This window comes from Enterococcus sp. DIV0682, assembly GCF_051712685.1.
Lineage (GTDB): Bacteria > Bacillota > Bacilli > Lactobacillales > Enterococcaceae > Enterococcus > Enterococcus faecalis.
Window position 1 is genome coordinate 2,054,211 of the sequence record NZ_JBIOPK010000001.1, and the last position, 16,560, is coordinate 2,070,770.

Genomic DNA, 16,560 nt, shown 5'->3' on the forward strand with positions numbered 1-16,560 from the left:
AGTGTAGTCGATCAGACAACCTCAGTTTTTCTAATGATTATATTTGTCATACACTTCTTTTAACTGGTTTAAATCTATTTTTTTCATTTGGTACAATTTTTTGGTCACTTCATTTGCTCTAGCTGGATTTGAGTCAGATAAATAACGTTTCAGTTCAGGATTGCCTGTTTGCCAACTGACCCCAAATTGATCTTCCATCCAGCCACACGGCCATTCTTTCCCTTTAGCAGTCACTTGTTGCCATAGCCGATCTATTTCCTCCTGATTTTCACAATCAATATAAATAGAGAAAGCCATGGTAAAATCAAAGTCATGTTTATCTCGTGCATCCATTACTCGAAACGGTTGCTCCTGTAATGTGAAAAGTGCTTGCGCAATGTTCCCATCTTCATATTCAACTTTTTCAATTATTTCGCCTGGACCGAAAATCGCCAACCATTCTGATAGAGCTTTGGCTGCTTCGCCATATTTTTCATTAGCAAACATAAAGGTTGGTACAATTGTTTGTTCTTTTCCTGAAAAAGACACTTGCCAAGAGACACCAAATTTGTCCACTACCCAACCATATAAAGGACTAAAAGGATATTCCCCAAAAGGCATCAATATCTGTCCATCTGCTGTTAAATTTTTCCACAACGTTTCTGTTTGTGATAATGTTTTACATTCAACAAAAAATGAACTAGCTGGCGTAAAGGAAAATTCTGGTCCGCCATTTAAACCAATAATTGTTTGGTTCGCCAAGGTAAATTCAATGGTCATTAATGATGTTCCTTGAGGTTGGTGCTCCTCATTAACGTAGTTCGTTTTACTTAGAATCGCACCTTTTTCAAAGATTGTTGTATAGAAGTTAGCAGCTTCTTCCGCTTGTGTGTCAAACCATAAACATGGTGAAAATTTAGGCATTGTGGTTCCCTCCTTCGTTTTCTTTAGTGTAGTCAAAGATTGATAAATAAACAAAGAGAACGTTTTAGTATTTATTCATTTCCTTCTGATAGAATCGATAAATTGCTTGTTTTACTTCTTGAAGCAAGGAGGATTTTAAATGTCCCCGTGTCAAAAAATAAAAGGAACGCCAATACTTTTCACCTAACGTTTGGAAGGGGATTTTTTCAGTAATCGCCTTTCTTGAAAGCAACGATTGCCCCATGCCCAATTCCAACATTTTAACAATCATTTCATTATTTTTAACCGTCATGAGTGTTGGGCTTTGATTACTTTCTTCTAAATACTGTTGGGTATAATGAAAGACCCCAGAATCCTTTTCACGTACCAACCAATTCTGATTGGCAGGGTCCCCAGCTAAAACCAATTGATCCTGAATAATTTCTTCACGAGAGGCGCCTTTCGTAATTAATGGTTTTTCGATAAAGCCAAAATCAACTTGATGTTTTTCAACTTTTTCCACTACTTCTTCTGAATTGTTCATTTCTAAAACAAAATTGATCGTTGCATACTGTGTCTGTAAATGCTGCATCAGTTGCGGCAAATAATAAACTGCAAAAGTATTAGACGCAGCAATTCGGCAAGTTTCTTTAGGTAATCTCGCCTGATGAAGAGCTGTTAATGTTTCTTGCCAATCATCAGCTAAATTTAGCAAACGATTATACAAGACTTCCGCTTGCCTAGTAGGGACTACATCTTGTCGACCATTTCTTAAAAACAATGAACAGCCTAATTCTTCTTCTAATTGTTTGATTTGATTAGAAACGGCTGGTTGTGAGATATATAGGCAGGTAGCTGCTTTGGAAAAGTTCATTTGCTCATACACAATTTGAAAAGTCTTTAATAATTTAAACATAGGCATCCCTTCGATAACTTTCTATTATAAATATTATTTTAACTATTTATTTCTCAAATGTAAAAAATTTCGTTATACTGGAAGTAATGAACAAGAAAGAGAGATTTTTTCAATGAGAAATTCAGAAAATGATTATATCCAATCTTTATTCCAAATTCTTCCCGGCTTGCTAACAGCTTTCCTTGTCGCCTGCCTTAGCAAGTTTCTTGCCATCTGGTTACCTAGCTTAGGCGCCGCAACGATAGCTATTTTACTAGGAATCTTTTTGGGAAATACCTTTGTTCGCGGTGCCAATTTAAATCGCGGAACCAAAGTAGCCGAAAGTAAATTACTAGAATTTTCTGTTGTTTTATTGGGAACCACCGTGACCTTTCAAACGATTGCCCAAATTGGCTTACAAGGTGTCGCATTTATTCTCATTCAAATGTCGCTGACCATTATTTTTGCCTATTTGATCGGTAAAAAACTGGCTTTTTCTGATAATATGTCTTTATTGATGGCTGGTGGTAATGCCGTTTGTGGATCCTCTGCCATTGCTTCGATTGCTCCAGCAATTCAAGCAGATGAGGAAGAAAAAGGCCAAATCATTACTTTAGTAAACTTATTAGGAACCGTTTTAATGTTGACCTTACCCATTTTAAGTGGGATTATCTATGGTACCAATTTGTTGGCTCGTAGCGCACTAATCGGAGGGACTTTACAATCAGTTGGTCAGGTTGTCGCCAGTGCCAATATGGTCAATGAGAACGCAGTTCAACTTGCGATGCTCTTTAAAATTATGCGGATTGTCCTACTCGTAGCAGTTGTCTATTTATTTGGACGTTTCAAGCAAAGTAAGACGACAGAATCAGAGGCTGAGTTGGTAGAAGTCACCAAAAAAAGCAGCGCCCTACCTTGGTATGTAGTTGGCTTTTTCATTGCCTGTGTCTTTAATAGTTTGATTCATTTCCCCGTCGTGATCAGTGAGACTGCTCATTTCTTTAGTTCTTGGTTTGAAATTACTGCCTTGGCAGCAATCGGGTTACGACTCGATTTTAAAAAGTTTTTCCAAGAAGGCAAACGTTTCTTAATCTATGGTTTATCAGTAGGAACTGTTCAAGTCGTCCTAGCCATTTTGTTGTTGGCACTGCTACAGTTCTAATAAAAAAGTTTGACGTTAATGAACTGACCCAATAAACTGAGACAAAATAAAAAAGCACCTCTTGTTGAATTCACGTTAAAATGAATTTAACTAGGAGGTGCTTTTTCAATGGGAAATCGAGTTTCTTATCCGATTCACATCAAAGAAATGGCTATACAGATGAAAAAAGAGAATATTCCTGTAAAAATAATTATGGCAGAATTAGGAATTAAAAACAAAACACAAATTGAAACATGGTGGCGTTGGTACCGTAATGGCGAGAATCATCGTCTGGTTCAACCCGTTGGAAAACAATATGCTTATGGAAAAGGTCCAGAAATTCTATCAAATGAACAACAGCTTAGAAATGAAAATAACTATTTAAAAATGCATATTGAGGTGCTAAAAAAGTACAAAGAATTGGAAAGGACGTGGAGCCAGAAATATTTGTAGAATTAGTTAAAAGAATGAAAGGAAAAATAACCATTACTGCATTGTGTCAACTTTTCGGCGTTTCGCGAGCTACTTATTATCGTTGGACTCATCGAAAAGACTTGGGAAAGTTAACACCTCTTGAAGAAGCTGTTCGTCGACTTTGCTTCCAACATAAGTTTCGATATGGCTATCGAAAGATTACTGCGTTGATTAATCAGGAATACAAAGTAAACAAAAACACCGTACAAAAGATTATGCAGAAATATCATTGGAATTGTCGCGTGAAAATGAAGAAACGCAGTAAAGTGGGACAACCTTACACGGTTGTCGAGAACAAGCTAAATAGACAATTTTCTTCAGACGCTCCTTTAAAGAAATTGGTAACAGATATTACTTATCTGCCTTTTGGTCAAAAGCAATTGTATTTGTCTTCAATTATGGATTTATACAATGGTGAAATTATTGCCTATACCATCGGTGATAAGCAAGATACGGCTTTTGTTCTGGATACACTTGATCAATTGCCCCAAACAACGGATTGTCTATTGCATAGTGATCAGGGCTCTGTTTATACTTCTTTTGACTACCAGAATCAAATAAAAACAAAAGGCATTACCATGAGTATGTCCCGCAAAGGGACACCTTCAGATAATGCCTGCATCGAATCGTTTCATGCCTCACTAAAGTCTGAAACGTTCTACTTAGATGGGCTCACAAATGAACCTACATCTATTGTAATAGAAATTGTAAAAAAATACATTACTTATTATAATGAAAGTCGAATTCAACAAAAACTAGACTACCAATCGCCGATAGATTATCGGAAATCAGCAGTCTAGGAAAATGCTTTTTTATTCCTGTCTCACAATCTTAGGTCAGTTCCTTAACACGTCAAACTTTTTTATTTCAGCTTATTCATGCTATTATGAATAAGGTTTTATTAACTTAAAGGTTTTATTAACTTAAAGGAGTTTTTCGATGTTATTTAGTATTAAAAAAAGCGAATGGTTAGGCAATGAACGAAATGATCTATTTGCCGGTCTCGTTTCTTCTGTCGCCATTTTACCAGAAGTAATCGGGTTTGCGATTATTGCTGGTGTTCACCCGCTTTCTGCAGTGTTTGCTTCAGCTGTTACTTTACTTGTGATTACTTTTACGGGCGGCCGTCCGGCAATGGTCTCGGCGTCTGCTGGTTCAATGGCCTTAGTCCTTGCAGGCTTAATTCAAGCACACGGTTTGTCATACATGCTTGCTGCGACTATTTTAACAGGCTTTCTACAATTTATTTTAGGTTATTTAGGTATCCATAAATTAATGCGCTTTATTCCCAAGACAGTGATGTACGGATTCGTCAATGCGTTAGCCATTTTAATTTTCATGGCGCAAGTACAACAATTGCCTCATCAAACACTGTGGTCCTACGGCATGATTATCTGTAGTATCTTACTTATTTATCTATTACCTAAGTTTATTACAATTGTGCCTCCTGCTTTAATTGTTATTTTATTCATGACTATCCTGTCCTATTTTTTAAAAGGTCATTTACAAACGGTAGGTGATCTTGGTGAAATGAGTCAGTTTCATCCAGCGATCCGTTGGCCTAATGTACCCGTCAACTTAGAAACGTTGTGGATTATTTTACCTAGCTCTGTTGCCTTAGCAATGGTCGGGTTAATTGAATCTTTATTGACGATCCCCATTGTGGACAAAATGACAGCGAGCCAAAGTGATAGCCAACGAGAAGTTAAGGCGCAAGGATTCGCTAATATAATTACCGGCTTTTTTGGTGGCCAAGCTGGCTGTGCGATGATCGGGCAAGCGGTCATTAATGTTAAATCTGGAGGACGAAAACGGCTTTCTACTTTGATTTCAGGTATTACCCTCCTTCTATTCATTTTTGTTTTTAAATCCGTGATGGTAGCCATTCCTACAGCTGCATTGATTGGGATCATGATGACAGTGGCAGTCGACACCTTTGATTGGGAAAGTTTGCAGCTTTTCCGAACTTTTGAAGTTACTGAAATTGTTATTTTACTCGTGACAGTGGGTGTGATCGTCTATACGCATAATTTAGCTATTGGAATTATTCTAGGTGTTCTTTTAAGTGGTCTTCTTTATCATTTTTTCAAAAAAGAACCAAAAAAAAGTTGCTAGCTTTAGCAACTTTTTTTATTTTTCCCAATATTTCTTCAACGCTTCTTTTTCTATTTTCTTAATGAACGCATCTTTGCCATCCATATATTTATCAATGCTATCGGGGTGTGCTTGGGCCAATTGCTTTTTTAATGTACCATAGGTTGTAGCAATTGCCGGATTTTCTCGTAAATAATTTCGAAAAGCAAGATGGCGCAAAATTTCTTGCGTATTGTCAAACTGATAAATATGCACATGATGTGTTCTTTTTATCGGGCCTTTTCGTAAATAACGACGTCCTGATAGCCCAAATTCCCCCATATATTCATAACCGATTCTTTCAAATTCCCCTTGTAACAGGTCTACTTTTTCAATTTCTTCAACAATGACCAAAAAATCAATAATTGGTTTGGCTGCTAAATTAGGCACAGATGTGCTACCGATATGTTCAACTTTAAGACAATTTTCCTTTAGAATCTGTTTCAACGCTTGGGCTTCTTCTTCAAACTGTTCCACCCAGGCTGGTTGGTATTCAGTAACGATTACCCGCATGATTTCTTCCCTCTTTTCTATATCCGTTTCATATGTAAAATAGGAAACGGATTTCCTTGAGGATCTTCCTTTGATTCACCAATTACTTGAAACCCTTGAGATTGATAGAACTTCACAGCCCCTTCATTTTGTTTATTGGCATCAACAAAGACAATTGATTCTTGCTCTATTAACTTTTTGATAATTTCTCCACCATAGCCTTTACGAAAATAGACTGGGTCAATAAATAACATTTCCAACGTTTGTTGATTTGTTCCACTAAAGCCCACGCATTTCTGTTCTTCATTTAACCACATACTTAATTGAACTTGTTGAAAATAATCAGGTAAAACCACTTCGATTTTATCAATATCTGCCTGACTCAAAAACAAATGGGTAGCTTCTACTGAAGAACGCCATAGAGAAATTAATTGAGGATAGTCGGTTTTTTTTACTTCTTTTTGGTTCAGCATTTTTAATTCCTCCCTATCTAATAAACAAAGTATACCACATTTTGTCTCTCTCAATTCCATAAAAAATAGTCAAATCAACCGTGTTTTTTCTGTCGATTTGACTGCCTCTCTCTATTAACTCTGATGGCTAAACAAGTAAACTAAGCAAAGCCACGATAGCTAAACCGCCTTGTGTTAAAATGATTTTTTTATCACTAGTTAAGCTACCGTACGCCGCCACTAAAATAATATAAATCAATAAAAATTTTGTCATCTCCATCGTTGCTTGCGCAAAATAGACACTATAAATAAGTCCTGCACCGATTAGTCCATTATAGATTCCTTGATTTTTAAACAATGTAGTCACTGATTTTCTTTGTAACTCTTGCTTATCCATTTTAAAAACACGGCTTGTTGTCTCAGATGTTGGTACAATCGTTTCTAAATACATAATGTAGAAAAATTCTACAGCCACCAAGGTTACTAAAATTGTTGAAATTAATGTCATCTGCTCCCTCCTCCCATTCCTTTGAACGAAGTAATTTTATGTAATTTTTGCTATGATGTAAATAGATATGCCTAGCCTTAACGAAAGGAAGAAACCTATGAATTTTCAAGAAACTATTAGCGCCTATATCCAAGAACGTTATCAGATAACGCCCGATTTTCCTTTTAAAAAACATCCAGACTATCTCGTCTTTCGTCATCCTAGAAATGCAAAATGGTTTGCTTTAATTATGCCACTGGATGCACAACTGCTCGGCGCTACCGAGAATAAGCAGCTCACTATTTTAACCGTTAAACTTGCGCCTGAATTGATTGCCTTATTAAAGAACCAACCTGGCTATTTTCCTGCCTATCATATGAATAAAGAGCATTGGTTAAGTCTTTCTGAAGAAATTCCGCTCTCACAAGTTTTTTCATTTATAGATGAAAGTTACCAACGGAGTTATTAAAAAAACACCCTACTCAAGGAGTAGGGTGTGAAAGATTGTTTAAGCTTATTTGCTTAAAGCGTCTTTTGCTTGTTCAGCTAACGCTGTAAATGCTGCTGCATCGTTAACGGCTAAGTCAGCTAACATTTTGCGGTTGATATCAATCTCTGCCAATTTCAAACCGTGCATTAATTTAGAATAGCTTAAGCCATTCATGCGAGCTGCCGCGTTGATACGTGCAATCCATAATTTACGGAAGTCACGTTTCTTTTGACGACGGTCTCTGAATGCATAGTAATAAGAGTTCATTACTTGTTCTTTTGCTGATTTAAATAAAGTATGTTTTGATCCGTAGTAGCCTTTCGCTAACTTAAGGACTTTTTTACGACGTTTACGGGTTACTGTTCCACCTTTAACACGTGCCATGTTGAATTCCTCCTAATATCTTGTTTCTCTTGACGGTAATCTAAAAGTCACCGAGTTGTTTTATTTCATTCTTGCTAATTGTTGGCGGATACGTTTGTAATCGCCTTTTGCAACCATGCTTGCTTTACGCAATTGACGGCGTTGTTTTTTAGTTTTACCGTGGAAACGGTGAGATGTAAAGGCACGGCCACGTTTTAAGCCGCCTCCACCAGTACGTTTTACACGTTTTGCTAATCCGCGGTGTGTTTTTTGTTTTGGCATGACTAATTTTCCTCCTCAAAATCTTTGCTTCAAGTGAAAGACTCTAACAGTCACAACTGTCGAATATCCTTCTTGTAGAAATTACCAAAAGTCCGAATGCTCGGTCTCTTCGTTTACTTGTCGTTTTTCGGTGCCAGCGTTAGAAACATGCTGCGTCCGTCCATTTTCGCTTTTTGTTCCACTGTGGCGATGTCCGCAGTTTCTTCAGCTAAGCGATCAAGAACTTTCTGACCAATCTCTTTATGGGTAATGGCACGGCCTTTGAAACGGATAGAAGCTTTCACTTTGTCTCCTTTTTCTAAGAACTTACGCGCATTACGAAGTTTTGTATTGAAGTCATTTACGTCAATTGTTGGACTTAAACGAACTTCTTTGACGTTGATCACTTTTTGTTTCTTGCGAGCTTCACGCTCTTTCTTTTGTTGTTCGAAACGGAATTTTCCATAATCCATAATTCGCGCAACTGGTGGTTTCGCTCCTGGCGCTACAAGTACTAAATCCAAGTTTGCAGATTCAGCGATTTGTAATGCTTCTGCTTTGGTTTTTACACCTAATTGTTCACCATCTTGTCCGATCAAACGTAACTCGCGTGCACGAATGCCGTCGTTAACCATCATATCCTTTGCTATGGTCATTCACCTCCAAAATTTTTAAGAGAAAATCCTAACGGAAGTCTGCTTTGTTTGCTAAATGCAATAAAAAAACAGGTTCCTATCCAGAACCCGCCAACAGTCTGCCTTACTTAAAAAAATAAGGAATACTTTATCTAGCCCAGCGATATACTCAACTAAGGCGAGAAGCGGGTGCTTCTGCTTTCATTTCTCAACTTCACTAGTTTACCTTAGTTTATCCTAGTTGTCAATATATTTCCTCAAAAAAAAAACGAATCTAGCACTAGATTCGTTTGAACTCGTATTTTGATTATTAATAATTAGTGGACTGTCCCAATGTGACTTCCTAGAAACAAATGGTTCAACACATGGTGTACACTTTCTATCCCCTAGGCGATCCCTGTAGTCCCTACAGTTCTTCTATTTATAAGGTTTCTCGTTTAGACAAGCCACGTTCTAAGATTTTTTGGCTTCTAAGATACTCTGAATTTTCTGTACTTTCAGAAAAAGACAACTCTGTTTCGATCTCCTCTGACTCAATACAAATGAGTTCTTTGCCATACCATTGTGCTTTATACAACAGTTTAGCTAAAAATAAAGACCAAGCCAGTTCAGAACGATCATGTTTTGGCGGCCGTTCATTACTGTGATGGGCTTTTTCAATACAAATAACATCGTAACTTGAAACCAATTCCGTTGTAATTTTGTTTAAAATATCCATTCGTTGGTTGGCTATTTTTTCGCGAATTTTTGCGACTTTTATTTTTTGTTTTTGATAATTTTTTGCTTGCGAAAGATCGACACCTTTTTCCAAAGCAATCATTTTACGCTTGTTTAATTTTCGTTCTTCTTGACGTAATTTTTGCTTTAAATGCTTTGAACAATAGCTTTTTTCGAAGCTTTCACCATTCGAAAGCAGCGCAAATTTTTCCCTACTGCTACAAATTCCCACCATTTTTTGTTGCTTTGTTTTCGTTTCAATCGGCGCTTCACACAAAATGGAAACATAATAATTGTGACTCGCACTCATAGAAATAGTTACAGATTTTATCTCCCCCAGCGGTTGGCGGTGTACCTTCATTTTAATTAAAGATTTCAATTTAGGTACTTTCAAATAACGATTATCCAAAATTTTGACCGTGCCATGTTGATTGTTCGTAGTGTAGGAATGCACCGTTTCTTTCTTTTTCTTTTTTGGAAAGCCCATCCCTTTTTCCCGATAAAAATTTTTAAAGGCTCGATCCAAATAAACTTGTGCATTTGCCAAGGCTAAACTATCAACTTCTCTGAGGACAGGGTATTGTTTCTTATATTTAGCTGGCGTTGGCATTTTAAACGTTTGTTGAGGATTTTTTCGCATCTCTTTGTAGATATCAATCCGGTCTTGTAACATTAAATTATACACCAAGCGAACACAAGAAAATGTTTTTTGAATAAACTCTTCTTGTTTTGAGGTTGGATAAAGTCTGTATTTATAAGCTTTCAGAGCCTTCATCTCATAACCACCCTACCAAGATAGTTAGAAAAGAAGCTGGTTATAAACCAGCTTTTCTTTTCTTCTCTTCAATTTTTTCACGGTACATTGCAACTTCGTCTTCAGCACAATAAACATAGTGTCCATTGAGAATTTCACGGAGCTCACGATCTTTTCCATCTGCCGCTGCAGGCTGGTAAACGATCCGTTTACGTGTGCGTTCATAGTCTGGATCTGGTAATGGTATCGCAGAAAGCAAACTTTCTGTATAAGGATGAACGCCGAAATTATAGACATCATCACTTGTGCCCATTTCCAATAATTTCCCACTGTGCATTACGCCAATTCGGTCACTGATATGTTTTACCATCGATAAGTCATGTGCGATAAACAAGTAAGTTAAGCCTTGTTCTTTTTGTAAATCTTGTAATAAGTTTACTACTTGAGCTTGAATCGACACATCCAAAGCCGAAATCGGCTCATCACAGATAATGAAACGTGGATTAACCGCTAAAGCACGAGCAATCCCGATCCGTTGACGTTGCCCACCAGAAAACTCATGAGGATAACGCGTACTGTGACTTGGATTTAATCCCACCGTTTTTAAAAGTTCATTGACTTTTTCTTCCCGCTCTTTTGGTGTTTTAGCTAATCCATTGACATCGATTCCTTCAGCAATAATATCATTGACTTTCATTCTTGGATTCAATGAAGCATATGGATCTTGGAAGATCATTTGAACATCGCGGCGGAATGCTTGCATGTCCGCTTTTGATTTAATTTTGCTAATGTCTTTTCCATCGAAAAGAATTTCACCAGCAGTTGGATCATATAAACGAATGACACTGCGACCAGTTGTTGATTTTCCACTTCCTGATTCGCCAACTAATCCAAAGGTTTCGCCTTCATAAATATGAAAACTAATGTCATCAATGGCTTTTACTTCGTCTTTACGACCAACATTGAAATACTGTTTCAAACCAGTGACTTCTAATAGGACTTTTTTCTCTTCTGCCATTAATTACTACCTCCTGGATTTTTTTGACGCTCTGCATAAATTGCCCAACGACGAACAATCTCTGCTGGAGGCGTAACTTTTGGTGCTTGTGGTGCTAATAACCACGTTGCTGCTTTGTGTGTCGGTGATACTTCAAAATAAGGTGGTTCTTTTTCTGTATCAATTTTTAAAGCAAACTCATTCCGTGGATAGAAGGCATCTCCAGTTGGTGGATCTAATAAATCTGGAGGTGAACCTGGAATCGCATAAAGTTTGTCTTCTGTTCCTTCCATCGTTGGCATTGACCCTAAAAGTCCCCAAGTATATGGATGTTGTGGATTATAGAAAATTTCTTCTGCTGTTCCCACTTCAACCAGACGTCCACCGTACATGACAGCGACACGGTCAGCCACGTTCGCTACTACCCCTAAATCATGGGTAATGAAAATAATCGAAGTGCTAATTTTTTCTTGTAAATCTTTTAATAACTCTAAAATTTGTGCTTGGATGGTTACATCCAACGCTGTAGTTGGTTCATCTGCAATTAGAACTTCGGGATAACAAATTAAAGCAATTGCAATGACAATCCGTTGACGTTGCCCACCAGAAAATTGGTGTGGATAGTTTTTCAAACGTTTTTCAGCATTAGGAATGCCGACTAATTTTAGTAATTCTAATGCTTGCGCTAAGCCTTCTTTTTTTGAGACTTTATTATGTTTGATTAATGATTCCGCCACTTGTTTGCCAATTGGCATCGTTGGGTCTAATGAAGTCATCGGATCTTGGAAAATCATTGCGATTTCTTTACCACGAATGGCTTGCATTTGTTTTTCTGTTTTATGAACAATATCTTGTCCTTTAAACAAAATTTCCCCGTTATCAATATTGGCATTACTGCTCAACAAACGCATAATACTGCGGGTTGTAACAGATTTACCACTCCCTGATTCACCTACGATGGCTAACGTTTCACCTTTATAAAGATCAAAACTCACACCACGAATGGCGTTGACTTTACCTGCAAATGTATCAAAGGAGATTCTTAAGTCTTTAACTTCTAATACTTTTTCCATAGTCATTCACCACTCTTACTCTTTCATCTTAGGATCAAATGCATCACGTAAACCATCAGCTAACAAGTTGAAACAAATCATGATAACTGAAAGTGTTGCCGCTGGAATCCACATTAAATATGGAAGGAAACGGAAAGTTTTGTATCCTTCGTTTAACAAGGTTCCTAAAGATGCGGTTGGTGGACGTAAGCCTAACCCAATAAAACTTAGGAACGCTTCAAAGAAAATTGCCGATGGGATACTGAACATCATTTGGACAATAATGACACTTGAGATATTCGGTAAAATATGTTTAATAGCAATTTTCCAACGAGATTCGCCCAATGTTTCTGCTGCCATGACAAACTCTTGGTCTTTTAGTTTCATGGTCTGGGCTCGCACAATCCTGGCCATTGATATCCAGTTTGTAATAACCATGGCTAAAACAATCGAAACAATCCCTGGATCAAAGACTGTTAGCATCAAGATCATAACAACTAAGTTAGGAATACCAGAAAGAACTTCTAAAATACGTTGCATTACTGTATCGACACGACCGCCGACTAACCCGGAAATCAGTCCATACGTTACCCCAATCGTAATATCTAGAATCGCCGCGATAAACGCAATTAATAAGGAAATACGTGTTCCCATAAATAAACGACTTAGGACATCACGACCTAAACCATCTGTTCCTAGATAAAAGTTTACGTTATCTGGAACGTTTGCTTGTGCATATTTATCAACTAATTGACCAGCAACTGTTGTTTTACCATTTAAACCATTCACGCTTTCCAAGCCAGGAATTCGTGGTGGTAAGTTAATGTAAGAAACATTTTGTTTCGTTGGGTTATGTGGTGAAACCCAAATGGTAATAATAGAGATAAAGATAATAACTGCTAAGAAACTCATTGAGATAACTGCAGCTTTATTCTTTTTCAAACGACGCCATGAGTCTTGTAAGAAACTTAAAGACGGTGTGGCAATACGCTCTCTTTCTTTTAGAGTTGAAGTGTTTAGAGGCTGAAACTCATCTGCCGGAATATCTTTAATCGCTTGTGGTAGATTATTTTTATTGACTGTTTCCATTAGCCTTTTGCACCTCCTGATACGCGAATTCTTGGATCAATTAAACCATAAAGTAAGTCAACAATCAGAATTACAACAACTAACATTGTTGAATACAAAATAGTTACTGCCATAATTGTTGGATAGTCGTTTGTCATAATTGATTTTACAAACTGTTCCCCAATTCCAGGGATGGCAAAAATATTTTCTACTACTAAAGAACCTGTCATTAAACCAACGGCTAAAGGTCCTAATAAGGTAATCAATGGAATTAAACTGTTTCTTAACCCGTGGCGGAATGCAACTTGCCAGCGACTCAAGCCTTTTGCTTTGGCTAATTCGACATAATCACTATGCAAGACCTCTACCATCTCGGTTCGAATAAACCTAGCCGAATCGGCCATGGGACTCATTGCCAAGGCAATAGTTGGCAAGATTGTGTAAGCAAAACCATTCCACATAGCAATTGGTAAGATTCTTAATTTCATTGCAAAAATGTATTGTAATAATACCGCGAAAACAAAGTTTGGAATAGAACGACCTAAAATGGCTAACAATGTTGCCAACGTATCTACCCAAGTATTTTGACGCATCGCTGCGATAATCCCCAATAAAATACCGACTAACGTACCAAAGATAATCGCTTGTCCTCCCAGTTGAAGGGATGGCCCAATTCGACCAGCTAATAACTTAGCAACAGGTTGGTTTTTAAATTGGAATGAAATACCAAAGTCTCCTGTTACCAGGTTCTTTAAGTAAATTCCGTATTGAACAATCACTGGTTTATCTAAGCCAGATTGTTTATTCAACATAGCGATTGTTTCTGGACTAAGTTTTTCTTGGTTGGTATAAGGCGTACCTGGTAATAATTGCATTAAGAAAAACGTAATCGTTGCGATTAACCACAAAGTGATAATCATGAAAAAGATCCGTTTAAGAAAATATTTTCCAAAACTATTCAATAATGACACCTCCGAGATTTTTTTGACTTCCTCAGTTATTTTCGTTAAAGTAATGACTAGATAGACCACAATAATAGATAGGGTGAACACATGAAAACTTTTAAATGGCCAATTATTACAGCCGTTATTTCCAGTATCGGCATTTTTCTTTACTTATTAATAAGTAAAGAACCTATCACTACCTCCTCATTATCAGATACCTTCTTTATCGTTTCGCTTTTCTTTTTAATTATCGGCATTGCTTTATGGATTATGTCCTCTGGCTTTTTCGATAACTTTCAGCGCTCAATGAAAAACGCGTTTCGTTTTAAAAAGAAAAATGAACCGAAAGAGTTTATCCCGCTTTCAGTCATTGGCGATGCACATCGCTCTTTCTGGCTAAAAACTGGGGGCATCTTACTGATTCTGTCTTTAGGCTTTCTACTATTTTACTTGGTCTAAGACAAGATAGCAAGAGGACCGTTGCCTTTTATTCCATGGCAAAGGTCCTTTTTTGTTTGCTATCGATCTTTTGTCAGGTTATTCTGAAATGTATGCCCATTTGTAGTCATACGTTGCGCCAGCAGGATGAACTGCGACATCTTTGACTTTTTCAGCACGTAAATGCGCTTCTGATTTTTGGAATAATGGTACCACACCCATGTCTCCCATAATCGTTTTCTCTGCATTTAACATATCATCCCAACGTTTTTCAGGATCTGTCGCATCTGCACTACTTGCAGCTTTCACGAACTTGTCAAACTCTGGATTGTTATAACGTCCACGGTTATATGAGTTATCTGAAGCAAATAAGTCTAAGAAACTACTTGGATCAGCATAGTCAGCACTCCAACCACCGATTACTGCATCAAAGTCGCCTTTGTTTGAACGATCTAAACGAACAGAGAATGGAACCGGACTAACCGTTACCTTCACACCATCTAAAGCATCTTGAATTGACCCTTGAACAAATTCAACTGTTTTCTTAGAAGAATCTGCATCTGAAGAAAGAATATCCATTGTTAAGGTTGAAATCCCCAATTCTTTTTTCGCTTTTTCCCAGTATTCTTTAGCTTTTTTCGTATCATATTCAATTTGACTACCTGCTTCTTTAGCAAAGTCTTTGCCGCCACTTGGGTCTTTTGCCATATCTGCTGGTACTAAACCGTTTGGCTCGATAGAACCATCCCCTAAGATTGATTCAACTAACGCTTTACGGTCGATTGAGTAAGAAATGGCTTTACGTAAGTTCGCATTTCTAAATGGTGATTTTTCATCACGTTGATTTAGTTCCATATATTGTGTTGATGCTTCTTTTTGACTAACAAAAGCTGGGTCATTGGCCATTTGTTGGGCTAATTCACCAGAAAGAACGACATCGTCTGTTTGTCCATCTTGGAACAAGTTCAACGCGGTTGGTGATTCTTTCACGACATTCACATCTACTGAGTCCAGTTTCACTGTGTCTTTATCCCAATATTGATCGTTTTTCTTGAATGACCATTTTGTATCTGTACCAGGACCATCAAAGCCGTCTAAGACGAATGGACCATTGTAGACAGCACTTTCGCTGTTTGATGCATAATTTTTACCATATTTTTCCACAATATCTTGACGTTGTGGGAAGAACGATGGGAAAGCTAATAAGTAATCAAAGTATGGTGTTGCTTTTTCTAAAGTGATTTCTAATTCTGTATCACTGACTGCTTTAATTCCTAATTCTGATTTATCTTTTTCCCCTTTAGCAATGGCATCACCATTTTTTACAGAGGCATACAGATAAGCATATTCAGAAGCTGTCGCTGGATCAACTGTTCGTTGCCATCCGTAAACATAGTCATTAGCAGTCACTGGTTTACCGTCTGACCATTTTGCATCTTTATTTAATTTAATTTTGTATGTTAGTCCATCTTCAGAAACTTCTGCTTTTTCCGCTGCACCTGCAGGTTGGACTTTGTTATCTTTGTCTAAACGATAAATTCCTTCATATACATTATTTAATGCAATAAAACTAATTCTGTCTGTTGCTAGTGATAAATCAGCTGTTGGCATTTCTTGTTGTTCTGTGACACGTAAAACTTGTTCGCCACTTGCCTTACCGCCACCAGACGCGCTTGAGCTATCTGACGTTCCGCCGCCTCCACAAGCCGCTAAAGTTGTTACGCTAAATAATGTAATCACACCGAATGTTAATGACTTTTTCAATTTCATAGTGTTGCCTCCTAAAATAATGCAATCTGTATTTTCTGAAAAATCAGAATTTAATAATTATTTATTGCTATGGAATATATCTTACATTTTTCATATTAAAATTGCAAGTCAAAAT

Annotated in this window: 19 protein-coding genes and 1 other annotated feature; of the genes, 5 read left to right on the forward strand and 14 right to left on the reverse strand. The window is 37.3% G+C overall.

Features of this window, described 5'->3' with window-relative positions; all coding sequences use genetic code 11:
• Nucleotides 1–30: 30 nt before the first annotated feature.
• Nucleotides 31–903, reverse strand: a complete 873-nt coding sequence (locus tag IGK96_RS09880; RefSeq protein ID WP_002355807.1) for a VOC family protein — start codon at nt 901–903, stop codon at nt 31–33.
• 64 nt (nt 904–967) lie between these two features.
• Nucleotides 968–1,798: a LysR family transcriptional regulator gene (locus tag IGK96_RS09885; RefSeq protein WP_010817110.1), complete on the reverse strand. Its 831-nt coding sequence runs from the start codon at nt 1,796–1,798 to the stop codon at nt 968–970.
• Between the two features lie 112 nt (nt 1,799–1,910).
• Between IGK96_RS09885 and IGK96_RS09890 the strand changes: the two genes are divergently transcribed.
• From IGK96_RS09890 to IGK96_RS09900, 3 genes are all read left to right on the forward strand, one after another.
• The gene (locus tag IGK96_RS09890; protein WP_010828620.1) at nt 1,911–2,939 is read left to right on the forward strand and encodes a YeiH family protein; all 1,029 of its coding nucleotides are present in this window, start codon (nt 1,911–1,913) and stop codon (nt 2,937–2,939) included.
• 108 nt (nt 2,940–3,047) lie between these two features.
• A protein-coding gene (locus IGK96_RS09895; RefSeq protein ID WP_096397480.1) for an IS3 family transposase occupies nt 3,048–4,192 on the forward strand; the annotation gives its coding sequence in 2 pieces (ribosomal slippage) (nt 3,048–3,321 and nt 3,321–4,192; 1,146 coding nt in all).
• Nucleotides 4,193–4,331: 139 nt separating this feature from the next.
• The gene (locus tag IGK96_RS09900) at nt 4,332–5,507 is read left to right on the forward strand and encodes a SulP family inorganic anion transporter (RefSeq protein WP_010775669.1); all 1,176 of its coding nucleotides are present in this window, start codon (nt 4,332–4,334) and stop codon (nt 5,505–5,507) included.
• A gap of 15 nt (nt 5,508–5,522) precedes the next feature.
• Here IGK96_RS09900 and IGK96_RS09905 read toward each other — a convergent pair whose 3' ends face one another.
• From IGK96_RS09905 to IGK96_RS09915, 3 genes are all read right to left on the reverse strand, one after another.
• On the reverse strand, nt 5,523–6,038 hold the full coding sequence (locus IGK96_RS09905; RefSeq protein WP_002361365.1) for a GrpB family protein: 516 nt from the start codon (nt 6,036–6,038) through the stop codon (nt 5,523–5,525).
• 17 nt (nt 6,039–6,055) lie between these two features.
• Nucleotides 6,056–6,550 carry a GNAT family N-acetyltransferase gene (locus tag IGK96_RS09910; protein WP_002368164.1) on the reverse strand — a complete coding sequence of 165 codons (495 nt, stop codon included), beginning with the start codon at nt 6,548–6,550 and terminating at the stop codon, nt 6,056–6,058.
• A gap of 67 nt (nt 6,551–6,617) precedes the next feature.
• Nucleotides 6,618–6,977, reverse strand: coding sequence for a DUF1304 domain-containing protein (locus IGK96_RS09915; protein ID WP_002370721.1), 360 nt, complete (start codon nt 6,975–6,977; stop codon nt 6,618–6,620).
• A 67-nt stretch (nt 6,978–7,044) separates the two neighbouring features.
• Here IGK96_RS09915 and IGK96_RS09920 point away from each other — a divergent pair, with 67 nt between their 5' ends.
• A complete protein-coding gene (locus IGK96_RS09920) occupies nt 7,045–7,425 on the forward strand; it encodes an MmcQ/YjbR family DNA-binding protein (RefSeq protein ID WP_050443826.1) in 381 nt (126 codons plus the stop codon).
• 45 nt (nt 7,426–7,470) lie between these two features.
• On the opposite strand, the gene rplT is transcribed toward IGK96_RS09920, so the two are convergent.
• From rplT to opp1B, 8 genes are all read right to left on the reverse strand, one after another.
• Nucleotides 7,471–7,830 (reverse strand): 50S ribosomal protein L20, encoded by a 360-nt coding sequence (rplT, locus tag IGK96_RS09925; RefSeq protein ID WP_002355799.1) that lies wholly within the window; start codon nt 7,828–7,830, stop codon nt 7,471–7,473.
• Nucleotides 7,831–7,890: 60 nt separating this feature from the next.
• On the reverse strand, nt 7,891–8,091 hold the full coding sequence (gene rpmI / locus IGK96_RS09930; protein WP_002355798.1) for a 50S ribosomal protein L35: 201 nt from the start codon (nt 8,089–8,091) through the stop codon (nt 7,891–7,893).
• A gap of 113 nt (nt 8,092–8,204) precedes the next feature.
• Nucleotides 8,205–8,726, reverse strand: a complete 522-nt coding sequence (gene infC / locus IGK96_RS09935; protein WP_002355797.1) for a translation initiation factor IF-3 — start codon at nt 8,724–8,726, stop codon at nt 8,205–8,207.
• 54 nt (nt 8,727–8,780) lie between these two features.
• Nucleotides 8,781–8,912: a sequence feature (ribosomal protein L20 leader region), on the reverse strand.
• A 214-nt stretch (nt 8,913–9,126) separates the two neighbouring features.
• Entirely contained in the window at nt 9,127–10,197 is a 1,071-nt protein-coding gene (locus IGK96_RS09940; protein ID WP_010775667.1) for an RNA-guided endonuclease TnpB family protein, read from the reverse strand.
• Nucleotides 10,198–10,237: 40 nt separating this feature from the next.
• Entirely contained in the window at nt 10,238–11,194 is a 957-nt protein-coding gene (opp1F, locus tag IGK96_RS09945) for an oligopeptide ABC transporter ATP-binding protein Opp1F (protein ID WP_002355795.1), read from the reverse strand.
• A complete protein-coding gene (gene opp1D / locus IGK96_RS09950; RefSeq protein ID WP_002355794.1) occupies nt 11,194–12,252 on the reverse strand; it encodes an oligopeptide ABC transporter ATP-binding protein Opp1D in 1,059 nt (352 codons plus the stop codon). Before opp1D ends, opp1F begins: the two co-directional genes overlap by 1 nt.
• A 9-nt stretch (nt 12,253–12,261) precedes the next feature.
• Nucleotides 12,262–13,314 carry an oligopeptide ABC transporter permease Opp1C gene (gene opp1C / locus IGK96_RS09955; RefSeq protein WP_002355787.1) on the reverse strand — a complete coding sequence of 351 codons (1,053 nt, stop codon included), beginning with the start codon at nt 13,312–13,314 and terminating at the stop codon, nt 12,262–12,264.
• Complete coding sequence (gene opp1B / locus IGK96_RS09960) at nt 13,314–14,255, reverse strand: oligopeptide ABC transporter permease Opp1B (RefSeq protein WP_002381304.1); 942 nt, start codon at nt 14,253–14,255, stop codon at nt 13,314–13,316. Before opp1B ends, opp1C begins: the two co-directional genes overlap by 1 nt.
• Before the next feature lie 90 nt (nt 14,256–14,345).
• Here opp1B and IGK96_RS09965 point away from each other — a divergent pair, with 90 nt between their 5' ends.
• Nucleotides 14,346–14,696, forward strand: a complete 351-nt coding sequence (locus IGK96_RS09965; RefSeq protein ID WP_002355784.1) for a DUF3899 domain-containing protein — start codon at nt 14,346–14,348, stop codon at nt 14,694–14,696.
• 78 nt (nt 14,697–14,774) lie between these two features.
• On the opposite strand, the gene opp1A is transcribed toward IGK96_RS09965, so the two are convergent.
• On the reverse strand, nt 14,775–16,445 hold the full coding sequence (opp1A, locus tag IGK96_RS09970; RefSeq protein ID WP_002381303.1) for an oligopeptide ABC transporter substrate-binding protein Opp1A: 1,671 nt from the start codon (nt 16,443–16,445) through the stop codon (nt 14,775–14,777).
• Nucleotides 16,446–16,560 lie beyond the last annotated feature (115 nt).